Below are 13,123 nucleotides of genomic sequence, written 5' to 3'. Positions count from 1 at the left end.
CGACAGAGGCTGACGCAGGGCTGTGGGCAGGGGCGGGACACGAGCAGAGCAACACACTTAGGAGGCGACCATGAGCACCTCGGACGCTGGACAGCGAACCGGGATCCGGTACACGACGGGGAAGGCGCGCGTCATCGTGCGCGGCGACGCCGTCGTCGTGCTGCCCGGCGAAGGGACCGGAGCGGACGAGGCGGACCCGGCCGCGGGCCTCTGGGCAGACCTCGCGACACCGGGCGCGGGGGTCGCGGAGGTCCTCGGCACGCTGACGACGTCCGCGGTGGGCGGGCTCAAGGGAGTTCCGCCGTTCGCGGTCGTGGTGCTCACGGGAGCCGGCACGGGTAAGCCCGCCAGTGCGCACGTGGTGGCCCGCGGCGACGGGCTGACCGTGACCATCGAGACCGGGGACGAGTCCCAGACCGTGTCGGGCGCAGGTGTGATCTCGTGGACCGAGCGCGTGGTCGACGGCGTCACCGCGGTCGAGGTGGCGACGGGAGTGTCGGGCTTCGGCAGCTTCGCGGAGGGCCTGCCCGTCGAGTCGGGCGTGGTCCTGGCGGGCGTGGTGCGCCACCAGGTGGTCGAGCCGGCCGGGCCGGTGGTCGAGTGGTCGGGCGAGCCTGCCTCGTCGCTGATCGAGTCGGCACCGCCGGCAGGACCCGTCTCGTCGCTGATCGAGTCCGCGCCGTCGGCAGGGTCCGTCTCGCCGCTGGTCGAGCCCCTGGTGCCGACAGGTTCAGCCTCCCGGACAGCTGTCGAGCCCCTGGTGTCGACAGGCTCGGCCTCCGGGACACCGGTCGAGACCGGAGGCTCAGCCGCCGAGGTGCCGGTCGAGCCCGGTTCCGCCACCGTCGCCGCGATGGGCACGGTCACCATGGTCCCGGCGTCCGAGGAGACCTTCGCGCCCGACGGGGAGATCGGCGGCGAGGCGCCGTCGCCCGCGCCCGAGGCGGAGGTCGCCCAGGAGGAGGCCCCGGACGAGGACGACTACATGCACCTGTGGGGTGCCACCGTCGCCCACGGTGTCGAGGCAGCCGCAGTGCGGCCGGAGAGCGAGGAGGAGGGGGAGGACGAGCCCGCCCCGGCGTCGGGCGCGGCACCCGCGGTACCGCCGCCCCCGCCGGCCCCGCCCGTCCCGGCTCCCGCGCTGCCGGACACCGCACTGCCGGACACCGCTGATCCCGGGCCGGACGGCATGATCTCCGGTGCCCCGATCTCCGGCGTGCCCGGCTGGCCCGGCGCCACGCCGGCCGCCGCGCACCGCGCGGCGGCCGTCGGCGGGGAGGCCGAAGCTGCCGACGACGACCACGACGGTCACACGGTGATGTCGTCCGCGATCGCGGACCTCAAGGCGGCCGCGTCCGCGCCGTCGGCGCCGAAGTTCTCCGCGCCCGCCAACCCGAACGCGCCCCGGATCCTTGCGGTGACGTGCGAGAACGGCCACGCCAACCCGACCGCCCGCGAGAACTGCCGGGAGTGCGGCAGCGCGCTGTCGGCGGAGGCCGAGCTGGCCGCGCGCCCCTCGCTGGGCCGCATGGTCGTGACGTCAGGGGCCGCGACGGCCGGCGCGGCGGGGGTGCGTGGCGGCCAGGTGGTCGAGCTGGACCGGGCGGTGATCGTGGGCCGGCGGCCCCGCACCAACAACACCTCGGCGGACCAGATGCCGCGCCTCGTCACGGTCTCCAGCCCCCAGCAGGACATCTCGCGGTCCCACACCGCGATCTCCCTCGAGGACTGGCACGTGCTCGTGACCGACCTGGCCACCACGAACGGGACGACGCTGCTGCGGCCGGGCCAGCCCGCGCGACGCCTGCACCCGAACGAGAAGGAGCACGTGTCCGACGGCGACGTCGTCGACCTGGGTGACGGCGTGACCCTCACGTTCGAGGGCATCTGGTGAGGGCCTCGACCGGCTCGATCACCGCAGGCTCGACCGCAGGCTGGACCACCGACGAAGGAGCAGTGTGAGCAGCAAGAGGAAGCCGTCCCCGCCACCCGAGATCGAGGGCTTCGAGTACCGCAAGCTCATCGGGTCGGGCGGTTTCTCGGACGTGTTCCTGTACGAGCAGCAGCGGCCGCGTCGGCAGATCGCGGTGAAGGTGCTGCTCAAGGAGTGGTCGAGCGCGACGCAGCGCGCGGCGTTCGACGCCGAGGCGGACCTGATGGCGACGCTGGGCAACCACCCGTCGATCGTCACGATGTACGAGGCGGGCGTCGCGAACGACGGTCGTCCGTACCTGGCCATGGAGTACTGCTCGCGCCCGAACCTGGGTGCGCGCTACCGGTCGGAGCGGTTCTCGGTGGCCGAGGCTCTGCGCATCACCATCCAGATCGCGGGCGCCGTCGAGACGGCCCACCGGCTGGGCATCCTGCACCGTGACCTGAAGCCCTCGAACATCCTGGTGACGCAGTTCGGGCACCCGGCGCTGACCGACTTCGGCATCTCGTCGACGGTCGACGAGGCGGCGGCGGCCGAAGGCATGTCGATCCCGTGGTCCCCGCCGGAGTCGTTCGGCGACCCGCCGATGTCCGGCATCGCGACCGACGTGTGGGCCCTGGCCGCGACCTGCTACACGCTGCTGGCCGGACGCACCCCGTTCGAGACGCCGGGCGGCTCGAACACGTCCGCCGACCTCGTGCGCCGCATCGAGCAGGACGAGCTGCCGCCGGTGAGCCGTAGCGACGTCACGCCGTCGCTGGAGCGCGTGCTGCGCATCGCGATGTCGAAGCTGTCCTCCTCGCGGTACCCGACCGTGCTGGCCTTCGCGCGCGAGCTGCAGAAGGTCCAGGTCGAGCTGTCCCGCGACGTCACCCCCATCGACCTGCTGGACGAGTCCGGCGCCATGCAGGAGGACGAGGCAGAGGCCGACGGCACCCGGCTGCGCCAGGTCGTCACCATCGACCCGGCCGGCGCGAGCGGTGCCGCCGGCCCGAGCGCGTTCGGGCCGGGCGGGAGCAGGGCAGGGGCCGGCGGCTCGGGCGGCGCCCTGCAGGCCGCGGCGACCGGCGCCTTTGCGCCCGCTGCGCCGACGCAGGCGCCGGCCCTGAGGCCAGCGCCCTCTGACGACACCGTGTACCGCGGCTCGGCGGACCAGGCGACGCAGGGCACCCAGGCGACCCCGGGCGCCGTCGGGCAGCTCGCACCGGAGACAGCCACGCCGGCCCCGGCCGCAGAGGCCGAGGAGGAGCCGCGCCGCGGTATCTGGGCGCTGGTCGTCGGCGTGGTGGTCGTGGCGGTGGTCGGAGTGTCCGCCTGGGCGCTCGCGCAGGGCGGCGGCGACGACCCGGAGGGCGAGCAGACCGCCTCGACCTCCGCCGTCGTGCCCCCCGCGCCGGCCGGCGGCTACGTACCGCCCGTGAGCGAGGTCAAGGGCAAGGCGCAGGGTGAGGAAGCGGTGTTTACATGGACGCCACCCAAGTCCCTGGAGGAGGGTGACACCTATGCCTACCGGGTGCTGGAGCTGACGGGCGAGCCCGTGTTCCAGCCGGTGCCGAACGGTACGACCGTTGCGGTTCCGCTCAAGGGCGAGACCTGCGTGGAGATCGTGGTGGTGCGCTCCAGCAAGGCGTCGAGCGCGCAGGCCGGCTGCGTCACCGCGAAGGGCTGAGCAGACAACGGTAGCTCCGAGCGCATCCGCTCGGACCTGGCACGGGGAGGTGAGTGGATGAACGGCCTTGCGATCGAGTTCGCCGGCGAGTGGTTTCGGCCGTCCGAGGAGGACGCGACCTTCGACATCGGCCGCGAGGGCGACCTCGCGATCGACGACAACCCCTACCTGCACCGCCGCTTCCTGCGCATCGTGCACGAGGACGGCATCTGGTGGCTGTGCAACGTCGGGTCGCTCATCTCCGCGACCGTGTGCGACGCCGGAGGCGGCGTGCAGTCCTGGCTCCCGCCGGGAAACCGCCTGCCCATGGTGTTCCCCACGACGTCGATAGTGTTCACGGCCGGACCCACGACGTACGAGATCACCGCCCAGCTCGACAACGCGCCGTACCACGAGATCCGGTCCGAGGACGATGACGGCTCCGGCGCCACGACGATCGGGGCGATCAGCTTCACGAAGAGCCAGAAGCAGCTCATCGTGGCGCTCGCCGAGCCCATGCTGCGCCGCGAGGGCACGGGGCTGAGCGAGATCCCCTCGTCGGCGTCGGCCGCGCGCCGGCTCGGCTGGGCGGGCACGCGGTTCAACCGCAAGCTCGACAACGTGTGCGAGAAGCTCGACCGGATCGGCGTGAAGGGACTGCGTGGCGGTCCCGGCGCGCTGGCGACCAACCGGCGCGCGCGGCTCGTCGAGTACGCGGTGGCTTCGCGCCTGGTGACCCAGTCGGACCTGCCGCTCCTTGACGAGACAGAGACCGGCAAAGTGGCGACGGCATGAGCAGACCCGCGCGCAGCCGGCCCGAGCTCGTGGTGGCGGGAGCCATCGGCGGCGGGCTGATCGTCTGGGTGCTCGTAGTTTTTGGCACGGTGCTGTTCACCGGCACCGGTACAGGTGACTTCCTGGACCCCTGGCGCGCTCTCTGGCGCGTCCTCATGACGGGGTCCACGTGGCTGATCGCGGCCGGTGGTGCCGTGGTCGGTGGGATGGTGGGCGCCGTCGTCGGCGGCCCCCAGAACAAGAAGAAGTGATGGGGAGGATTCATGCGCGTCAAGGTGACGCTCGTACGTTCGGACGGTAGCCACGACGATGTAGTGGTCACTGCGGACGCTGGTGCTCGGATCGGCGAGATCGCCGACACGATCGCCAGGGTGGACCCGACGGCGCCCGGCGCCCAGGGGCGGTCCCGCACGCTGGAGGCGCAGCTCCCGGGCCAGGACCGGCCGGTCCGGCTGCCCGCGGACGCGGCGCTCGGTGAGGCGTGGATCGGGTCAGGGGCCTTCGTGGCCTCGGTGGAGCAGGCCATGCCGGGCTTCGACTACCCGGGGTCGGACGCCGTCCGCGCGGCCGTCCGCATCGAGGGCGGCGGTACCGTCGAGCTCACGGAGGGTTCGTGGGTGCTGGGCCGCTCGCAGGAGTGCGACGTCGTGGTCGACGACTCGATGGTGTCGAAGCAGCACCTCCGGCTCGACGTGTCGGACGACGTCGAGGTCGTCGACCTGGGTTCCGCGAACGGCATCCTGGTGGACGGCGCGCACGTGCAGCGCCTGCGCATCGAGGGCTCGCAGCGCGTGGTGCTCGGCGACACCACCGTCACGATCGAGAGCCGTCGGCCGAGCACCATCACGGGTGTCACGCCAAAGGCCGGCCCGGTCGCGTTCACGCGGTCGCCGCGGGTCGAGGCGCGCTACAAGGGCGAGGAGTTCGAGTCCCCGGAGGCGCCGAAGGAGACCGAGCCGTCGGAGTTCCCGTTCCTCGCGCTGCTGGCCCCGGTCCTCATGGGTGGCGCCATGTTCGTCGCGACGCAGCGGCCCATGTCGCTCCTGTTCGTGCTGATGGCGCCGCTGATGATGATCGGCAACCACGTCACGCAGAAGCGGCAGAAGCGCAAGCGCCTGGAGCGGGACGTCGCGCGGTTCGAGGAGCGGCTGTCCTCGCTGCGGGAGGTCCTCAAGGAGGAGAAGGAGACCGAGCGCTCGGTCCGCCTCCGGGAGGCGCCGGCCACCCAGCACGTCTACGTCGAGGCGATGCGGCACGGCCCCCTGCTGTGGACCCGCCGTCCGGAGCACTGGGGCTTCCTCAACGTCCGCTTCGGTCTCGGCACCATGCCGTCGCGCAACAGCGTGAAGTCCGGCGGCAAGGGCCAGCTGATGAAGGAGTACCAGGACGTACTCGACAAGCTGGTGGACCAGTACAAGGACGTCGACGGCGTTCCCGTCGTCGAGAACCTGTACGACGCCGGTGCGCTCGGCTTCGCCGGCCCGCCGGCCCGCGTCGTCGGCTCGCTCAACGCCGTGCTCCTGCAGCTCACCGGCCTGCACTCGCCCGCAGAGCTGGTCGTGACGAGCATCGTCAGCCCCGTGTGGACCCAGCACCTGCAGTGGCTCACCTGGATCCCGCACACGTCGTCGGCCCACAGCCCGGTCGAGGGCCACCACCTGGCGGACTCCGCCTCGGGTGCGCAGCGACTGCTGGCGCAGCTCGAGGAGCTCATCTCCACGCGCCTGAAGGCGGCCCGCGGGGGGCAGCGCCGTGGCGCCATCGCCGAGGACGCCGCCGCCCTGGAGCGCGGCGGCGAGATCGGTGACAAGAGCAAGGCCGACACCGGCACCAAGTCCCCTGTTCCCGCGGTGATCGTGGTCATCTCGGACGACATCGACGTGGATCGCGCACGCCTCATCCAGCTCGCCGAGATGGGCGCCGACGCGGGCGTCTACCCGCTGTGGATCTCCGCGGACACGTCGGGCCTGCCCGCCGCGTGCCGCACGTTCGTGGAGGTGGGCCAGGAGGGCCCGCGCGTCGGCATGGTGCGTCTGGGCCGCTGGGTCGACGACATCGTGCTGGAGGAGGTGGAGGGCAAGACGGCGCTGGAGTACGGCCGCCGCCTGGCCCCCGTGTTCGACGCCGGCGCGATCGTCGAGGACGCCTCCGACCTGCCGCGCTCGATCACGATGCCTGCGCTGTTGGGCCACGACCTGTTCGAGAACCCTGACGCCGTGATGGAGCGCTGGCGCCAGAACCTGTCGGTCTACGACCGCACGGGCCACGGTGTGCAGCGCAAGCGTCCCGGTTCCCTGCGGGCGATCGTCGGCTCGGCCGGTGTGGACGCCCAGCACCTCGACCTGCGCAGCCAGGGACCGCACGCCCTGGTCGGTGGTACCACCGGTGCCGGCAAGTCGGAGTTCCTCCAGGCCTGGGTGCTCGCGATGGCCGCTGAGTACAGCCCCGACCGCGTGACGTTCCTGTTCGTGGACTACAAGGGCGGTTCGGCCTTCGCCGACTGCGTCCAGCTGCCGCACTGCGTGGGCCTCGTGACCGACCTGTCGCCGCACCTCGTGCTGCGCGCCATCACGAGCCTGCGGGCCGAGCTGCACTACCGGGAGCACCTCTTCAACCGCAAGAAGGCGAAGGACCTCCTCGAGCTCGAGAAGCGCGGCGACCCGGAGACCCCGCCCGCGCTGGTCATCGTGATCGACGAGTTCGCGGCCCTCGTTGGCGACGTCCCCGAGTTCGTGGACGGCGTCGTCGACGTCGCCCAGCGTGGCCGTTCGCTCGGTATCCACCTGATCATGGCCACCCAGCGCCCGGCCGGCGTCATCAAGGACAACCTGCGCGCCAACACGAACATGCGCGTGGCGCTCCGCATGGCCGACGAGTCGGACTCCTCCGACGTCGTCGACGTGAAGGACGCCGCGTTCGTCGACCCGTCGATCCCTGGCCGCGGGCTCGTCAAGACCGGACCGGGTCGCGTGCAGGCCTTCCAGTCCGGCTACGCCGGTGCGTGGAGCACGCGGGCGCCCGAGCACGCCAAGGTGGAGGTCGCGCGCCTGCACTTCGGTCGCGAGGAGAAGTGGGAGGAGCCGGTCGTCGAGTCCGACGCCTCGGTCGAGGAGAAGGACCTCGGACCCAACGACCAGCAGCGTCTGGTCGCTCGGGTCCAGGAGGCGTTCGAGCGCGGCCGCCTCCCGATCCCGCGCCGCCCGTGGCTGGACTCGCTCGCCGACGTCTACGACCTCACCCGTCTGTACCAGCGCACGGACACGGAGCTCCTCATCGGCGTGGCCGACATCCCGGAGCGTCAGGCGCAGGCACCGCAGTACTTCCACCCGGACCAGGACGGCCACCTCGGCGTCTACGGCACCGGTGGTTCCGGCAAGTCGACCACGCTGCGCACGCTCGCCGCGGTCGCGGGCATCACGCCGCGTGGCGGCCCCGTGCACGTGTACGGCCTGGACTTCGCCGCCGGCGCGCTGCGCATGCTGGAGTCCCTGCCGCACGTCGGCACCATCGCGAAGGGTGACGACACCGAGCGGGTGGTGGGCCTGATGCGGATGCTGCGCGACGAGCTGCTGCGCCGTGGCGAGGCGTTCGCAGCGGTGAACGCGGCGAGCGTCACGGAGTACCGCCAGGCGACCGGCCGTCAGGACGTGCCGCGCATCCTGCTGCTCGTGGACGGGTTCGCCAACTTCCGCGACGACTACGAGGTGGGCGCTGGACGTTCCGAGTGGTTCGAGGCGTTCCGCGACATCCTGAACGACGGGCGCGGGCTGGGCATCCACGTCATCTTCACGGCCGACCGGTCGGGTGCCGTGCCCACGTACGTGCGGTCCCTTGTGCAGCGCAACATCCTGCTGCGCATGACCGACGACGGGTATCTAGCCTTCAACGCACCGCGGGACATCGTCACGCCGACGTCGCCCAGCGGGCGCGCCGTCGTCGACTCCCTCGAGGTCCAGGTGGCCGTGGTCGGTGGCACCAAGTCGGTGCAGGAGCAGGCGCTCGCCACCGACCGGCTCGCCGAGTCGATGCGACGGGCGGGCGTCCGCCCGGCACCGGCGGTCAAGGTGCTGCCTGCCGAGTACTCGGCACGGGAGCTGCCGCCGTCGGTGAACGGTCAGCCGGTGATCGGCCTCGACAACATCGCGCTGGAGCCGCTGCCCTTCGACCCGACGGGCACCCTCGTCGTGGCGGGTCCCCCGGGGGCCGGCCGCTCGAACGCGCTGGTGCACATCGCACGGGCGGTCCAGCGGGCCAACCCGGGCGCGCGGCTCTACCTGTTCGGGCAGTCGCGGTCGGCGATCGCGGGCGAGATCGCCTGGGCCGACGTCGCGACCGGCGTGGACAAGGTCGCCGAGATGGCGAAGGACCTGCTCGCCGCCGTGCAGGACGAGGACACCGCACCCGGCGTCGTCGTCATGATCGAGGGCATCAACGAGTACCTGCAGACCCCGGCCGACAAGCCGATCCAGGACCTCACCAAGGCCATCAAGAAGTCGGACCACCTGCTGGTGGCCGAGGCCGAGACGGGGTCGTGGGGCGCTACCTGGCCGCTGCTCTCGGAGGTCAAGAGCGGGCGCCGCGGTCTGCTGCTGCAGCCGGAGAACATGGACGGCGACACGATCCTCAAGACCACGCTCCCGCGTGCCGCGAAGGGCGAGTTCCCGCCCGGGCGCGGTGCCTGGATCGCGCGGGGGAAGAGCCTGCGGGTGCAGGTGCCGCTCGTGCTCGGGACGGACGGCTGACCGGCGACCTCTGACGGCTGACCGGCGCGCGGTCGGCGGAGCGGCCATGGGGAGTGCTACCCATGGCCGCTTCGTCGGCCGCGCGGGTACGGTTCTGCCAGACGTGAGACCTGACGCGAGAAAGCAGGATGAACGATGGCTGGCTACGATCTCTCGATCGACATGGATCAGCTCACCACGCTCAAGGAAGATCTCAAGACCATCACCAGCGAGCTGGAGAACGCCGACGGCAACGCGCAGGCGGCTGCCGACGCGACCGGCCATGACGAGCTGCGTGACCGCGTGAACGAGTTCGCGGACAAGTGGGAGATCAAGCGCGGCGAGATGCTCGAGAACGTCAAGAAGCTGTCCGACATCATCGGTCAGATCGCGGACACGTTCAAACAGATCGACAACGAGCTCGGCAAGGCGCTCGAAGACGCGGCAGCGAAGTAGGGGAGAGCAACAACGATGAGCGACACGCAGTGGGAGGAGCTCGACGGTGAGCCCGGCACCGTCCAGGCGAAGGGGCGGTCGTACACCGAGCTCGCGGAGGCCATCACCCGGTCGGTGACGACGCTCCAGCAGATCGTCGACGACACCAACACGACGGCCAAGTCGATGGAGAAGACTCGTAAGCTCGCCGGCGAGGTCCGCGAGGACATCGAGAAGGCGAAGGACCGCTACTCCTACACCGGCGAGGCGCTGACGACGTACGGTGCCGCGCTGCGGTCCGCGAAGGACGAGGCAGACCCCGCCGCCGCACGGCTCAAGACCCTCCGGGCAGACCTCGAGACGGCGCAGGCCACCGCGCAGAGCGCGGAGAACGGCGTCGACGACCTGCCGAAGGACGCGAGCGACGACGACAAGACCGATGCGAACCGGGCGCAGACCAACGCGAACAACGCGGTGAGCACCCTGCAGGGCCAGATCACCCAGGCCGAGACGGAGTGGAACGGCGGCCACGGCGACAAGGACACCGCCGCTCGCAGCGCCGTCTCGAAGATCGAGGAGGTCGTGACGGGAGACAAGGTCAACGGCCTCAAGGACAGCGGCTGGGACAAGTTCAAGAACGTCGTCAAGGGCATCTACAAGGTCTTCAAGATCGTCTGCGACATCGCGGGCATCCTGGCGATCTTCCTGTCCTGGGTGCCGATCCTCGGCCAGGTCCTGCTGGTGCTCGCCGCCATCGGCTCGATCATCGCGATCGTCGAGAACATCGTGAAGTTCTCGCGGGGCGAGATCGGCTTCGGTGCGATGCTGGCCGGCGTGGGGCTCGGCGTCCTCGGCCTCTTCGGTGGCAAGGCGATCGGCTCGTTCGCGAAGTACGCCAAGGCGCGCTCGGTCGTGTCGACCGCCGGCCGGATGAGCAACACCGCTGCCAAGGCCCGGTTCGGCAAGGCACTGCTCAAGACCTCGCGCAAGACGATGGCCATGACCAAGGGACAGCGGGTCACCGAGGTGCTCAAGTCCCCGTTCGTCCGGGGCGCCGGCGACAAGGCCGTGGCCGGAATGGTCAAGAACGGCCTGTACAAGAACGCGTTCAAGTCCTGGCAGGGTGCCAAGTTCCCCATGCCGTACAAGGACGGCGCCGCGCGGTTCGCCGTGGGCAACGACGACGTCGTGGACATGATGACGCACTTCAGCCAGACCGGGCTCCGGATCGACCGGGCCACGAGCAACGCTCAGAGCATCGCGACGGTCGGCGCCGTCTTCGTCCAGGGCGCCAACCTGACCAACGGTGCGGTCAAGCTCGGCAACAGCATCTCCGGCGGTGACGGCTGGGGCATCTACGGCGACGGCGCCTCCATGGCCACAGGTCCGGCGGGCGGCGAGTGGGGCAAGATCATCGGCCTGCCCGGCAACATCAACAACGCGGTCACCGGCGTCAGCGATGTCACGGGCAACAACGGTTACGTGGCGGGCAAGTGGTGAGCCACCGGATCGCGGGCTTCGAGCTGCGCCTGCCCGAGTCCTGGCACGTCGTGCCGACGGAGGTGCCCGGCGAGATCGACGGCTGGGCGCGCGCGACGGCCGAGTCCTTGGTCGCGGAAGCGGCGACGCCAGAGCGTTCGGACGTGATGACGGCCGACGCGACGGGCGTCCTGGCCGAACAGCTCGCCGACGTCGGCAAGGCGGTCGTCGACACGCGGATCGGTGGCCTGCAGACCGCCGTCCTCGTGCGCCACCCCGAGCTCGGCACCGTCGACGCCATGGTCACGGTGGCGGCCCAGCAGGACCTCGCTCACGACGCCTTCGCTGCGCAGCTGGCGTCGATCGTCGAGAACTCCGAGGAGCACGACTTCGCGTTCGCCGGCCGGGTCGACGGCACGTCCGATGCGGGTGAGGTGACCGGGATGCACTCGATGATCAGCCACTTCGGTGATCTGGGCATCGAGGGCACCGCGGTCCTGGAAGAGCGCGTGGTGCTCGGCGTCTTCCCCGCCGGATGTGCGGACATGGTCGAGCTGACCGCGATCGCCCGCAGTGTCGGCACGTTCGATGACATGCCGCAGGAGATGCTGGGCCTGCTCGCGGGACTGGCCGTGGAGCTGGAGGCAGCATGACGCAGGACGTGAAGGTGCTGGGTGGCGTGGTGCGTGTGATCGTGCCCGGGACGTGGGTCAGCATCCCCCTGGACGATCCGGAGCGGGCTGCGGCCTTCATCAAGCGCATGGTCCGGGACCAGGTGGGTCCGGCGGACCGGCTCGCCCGCATGCGGCGGCAGGCCGTGGAGGAGGTGTTCGGCACCGCGCGGGACGCCGCGTCGATCGGTGTGCACACCTATCTCATGTCGCTCGAGATCGCGCCGGGAGTTCCGTTCCCCGCAGCGCTGCTGATGGTCGACGAGGACTGGCCGGAGGCGACCCTCCCGCTGGTGGCCGACGGCGACCACGCCGGGGCGCTGCGGCTGGCCTTCCCGGAGGCCGAGGTCGCGGTGCAGCGCAACGGCCGGCCGGCGGCTCGCGCCGTCGAGATGACACAGGGGCAGGCCGGCGAGGGCGAGGAAGCGGTCGAGGTGCTCACGATGCGCCTCGAGTACCACATGCCGCATCCGCTCGATCCCGCGAAGATGCTCTTCGTCCGCGTGAACGTCTCGGACATCCCGTCGGCCGAACCGTTCGCCGTGCTCTTCGACGAGATCGTCGACTCGATCCAGTACCTGGACGACGACGAGGCGTCGGGCGACGTACCGAGCCTTCCGGTGGAGGCGACCAGCTCCGTCTGAGGCCTGTGCGGCTACCGGTCAGGCGTCGGGCCCGTCGCCCGTGCGGTCGGCGTTCCGGTTCGTGCTCCGCACGATGGCGAGGCCGGCCAGGACGGCGATGAGGAACAGGATCACGATGACGGTGACCCAGCCTCCGAGCGCGGCGAAGAGGTCAGGTGCCGTACCGACCAGTACCACCCCGACCACGCAGAGCACTATGGCGGCGACAAAGGCGTACATCGCCGGTCGTGCGGAACGGTTGACTGCGGCGTTCGCTGCGTCCTGCTTCTTGTTCATGTCGTCTGCTCCTGTCGTGCGGCTCGCGTGCTCCGGCTGGTGCCCCGCGCCCGACGAACCTAGCGGTCGGCGGGGCCTCGTGCAGCCGCCTCGACGGTGTTTCCGTTCGCGAAGGTCGATGGGTAGCTGTACCCATCGACCGGTGGGTCGGTGGCCGTTAGGGTCTGGGTAGTCGGATCGGCCGTGGGGGCCGGCCGGGATCTGAGAAGGGGAAACTTCATGGCAAACATGAACGTGACGTACGAGGAGCTCCGGGGTACTGCCGGTCAGCTGCGTAACGGTCAGTCGCAGGTCATGGACACGCTGACGAACCTGTCGTCTCAGGTGAACAACCTGGTGGCGTCTGGTTTCCAGACGGACCAGGCGTCGGGCAAGTTCCAGCAGTCGTACGAGGAGTTCACGACGGGCGCGAAGCAGGCCATCGAGGGTATCGAGGGTATGGCCTCGTTCCTGGAGCAGGCCGCTACGACGCTGCAGGACGCCGACTCGCAGCTCGCTGCCGGCATCTGAGAACCAGCGCG

General features: G+C 70.8%; 11 protein-coding genes. 10 read left to right on the top strand and 1 reads right to left on the bottom strand.

The features are described 5' to 3' along the window. Positions 1 to 70: 70 nt before the first annotated feature. The 9 genes from APR04_RS25220 to APR04_RS25180 all read left to right on the top strand — a co-directional run bounded on the left by APR04_RS25220 (position 71) and on the right by APR04_RS25180 (position 12,326). Positions 71 to 1,894, top strand: a complete 1,824-nt coding sequence (locus tag APR04_RS25220) for an FHA domain-containing protein (protein WP_253875975.1) — start codon at positions 71 to 73, stop codon at positions 1,892 to 1,894. A gap of 64 nt (positions 1,895 to 1,958) precedes the next feature. Further along, positions 1,959 to 3,602, top strand: coding sequence for a serine/threonine protein kinase (locus tag APR04_RS25215; RefSeq protein ID WP_253875972.1), 1,644 nt, complete (start codon positions 1,959 to 1,961; stop codon positions 3,600 to 3,602). Positions 3,603 to 3,659: 57 nt separating this feature from the next. Beyond that, on the top strand, positions 3,660 to 4,376 hold the full coding sequence (locus tag APR04_RS25210) for a hypothetical protein (RefSeq protein WP_253875970.1): 717 nt from the start codon (positions 3,660 to 3,662) through the stop codon (positions 4,374 to 4,376). Then, positions 4,373 to 4,627, top strand: coding sequence for a hypothetical protein (locus tag APR04_RS25205; RefSeq protein ID WP_253875967.1), 255 nt, complete (start codon positions 4,373 to 4,375; stop codon positions 4,625 to 4,627). Before APR04_RS25210 ends, APR04_RS25205 begins: the two co-directional genes overlap by 4 nt. A gap of 12 nt (positions 4,628 to 4,639) precedes the next feature. Beyond that, complete coding sequence (locus APR04_RS25200) at positions 4,640 to 9,118, top strand: type VII secretion EssC family protein (RefSeq protein WP_253875964.1); 4,479 nt, start codon at positions 4,640 to 4,642, stop codon at positions 9,116 to 9,118. Between the two features lie 135 nt (positions 9,119 to 9,253). After that, on the top strand, positions 9,254 to 9,553 hold the full coding sequence (locus APR04_RS25195) for a hypothetical protein (protein ID WP_253875961.1): 300 nt from the start codon (positions 9,254 to 9,256) through the stop codon (positions 9,551 to 9,553). Between the two features lie 15 nt (positions 9,554 to 9,568). Next, positions 9,569 to 11,032 (top strand): hypothetical protein, encoded by a 1,464-nt coding sequence (locus APR04_RS25190; protein WP_253875958.1) that lies wholly within the window; start codon positions 9,569 to 9,571, stop codon positions 11,030 to 11,032. Continuing rightward, the gene (locus APR04_RS25185; protein WP_253875956.1) at positions 11,029 to 11,664 is read left to right on the top strand and encodes a hypothetical protein; all 636 of its coding nucleotides are present in this window, start codon (positions 11,029 to 11,031) and stop codon (positions 11,662 to 11,664) included. The genes APR04_RS25190 and APR04_RS25185 overlap by 4 nt, the downstream gene beginning before the upstream one ends. Beyond that, complete coding sequence (locus APR04_RS25180; protein ID WP_253875953.1) at positions 11,661 to 12,326, top strand: hypothetical protein; 666 nt, start codon at positions 11,661 to 11,663, stop codon at positions 12,324 to 12,326. Before APR04_RS25185 ends, APR04_RS25180 begins: the two co-directional genes overlap by 4 nt. 18 nt (positions 12,327 to 12,344) lie before the next feature. Here the strand turns inward: APR04_RS25180 and APR04_RS25175 are convergent, their stop codons facing one another. Further along, positions 12,345 to 12,602 carry a hypothetical protein gene (locus APR04_RS25175; protein ID WP_253875950.1) on the bottom strand — a complete coding sequence of 86 codons (258 nt, stop codon included), beginning with the start codon at positions 12,600 to 12,602 and terminating at the stop codon, positions 12,345 to 12,347. Positions 12,603 to 12,821: 219 nt separating this feature from the next. Between APR04_RS25175 and APR04_RS25170 the strand changes: the two genes are divergently transcribed. Then, positions 12,822 to 13,112 (top strand): WXG100 family type VII secretion target, encoded by a 291-nt coding sequence (locus APR04_RS25170; RefSeq protein WP_253869256.1) that lies wholly within the window; start codon positions 12,822 to 12,824, stop codon positions 13,110 to 13,112. Positions 13,113 to 13,123 lie beyond the last annotated feature (11 nt).

Origin of the sequence: Promicromonospora umidemergens (genome assembly GCF_024171995.1) — a bacterium.
GTDB lineage: Bacteria > Actinomycetota > Actinomycetes > Actinomycetales > Cellulomonadaceae > Promicromonospora > Promicromonospora umidemergens.
The sequence above is the reverse complement of the archived record's forward strand: the minus strand, read 5'-3'. Positions and strand labels throughout refer to the sequence as shown.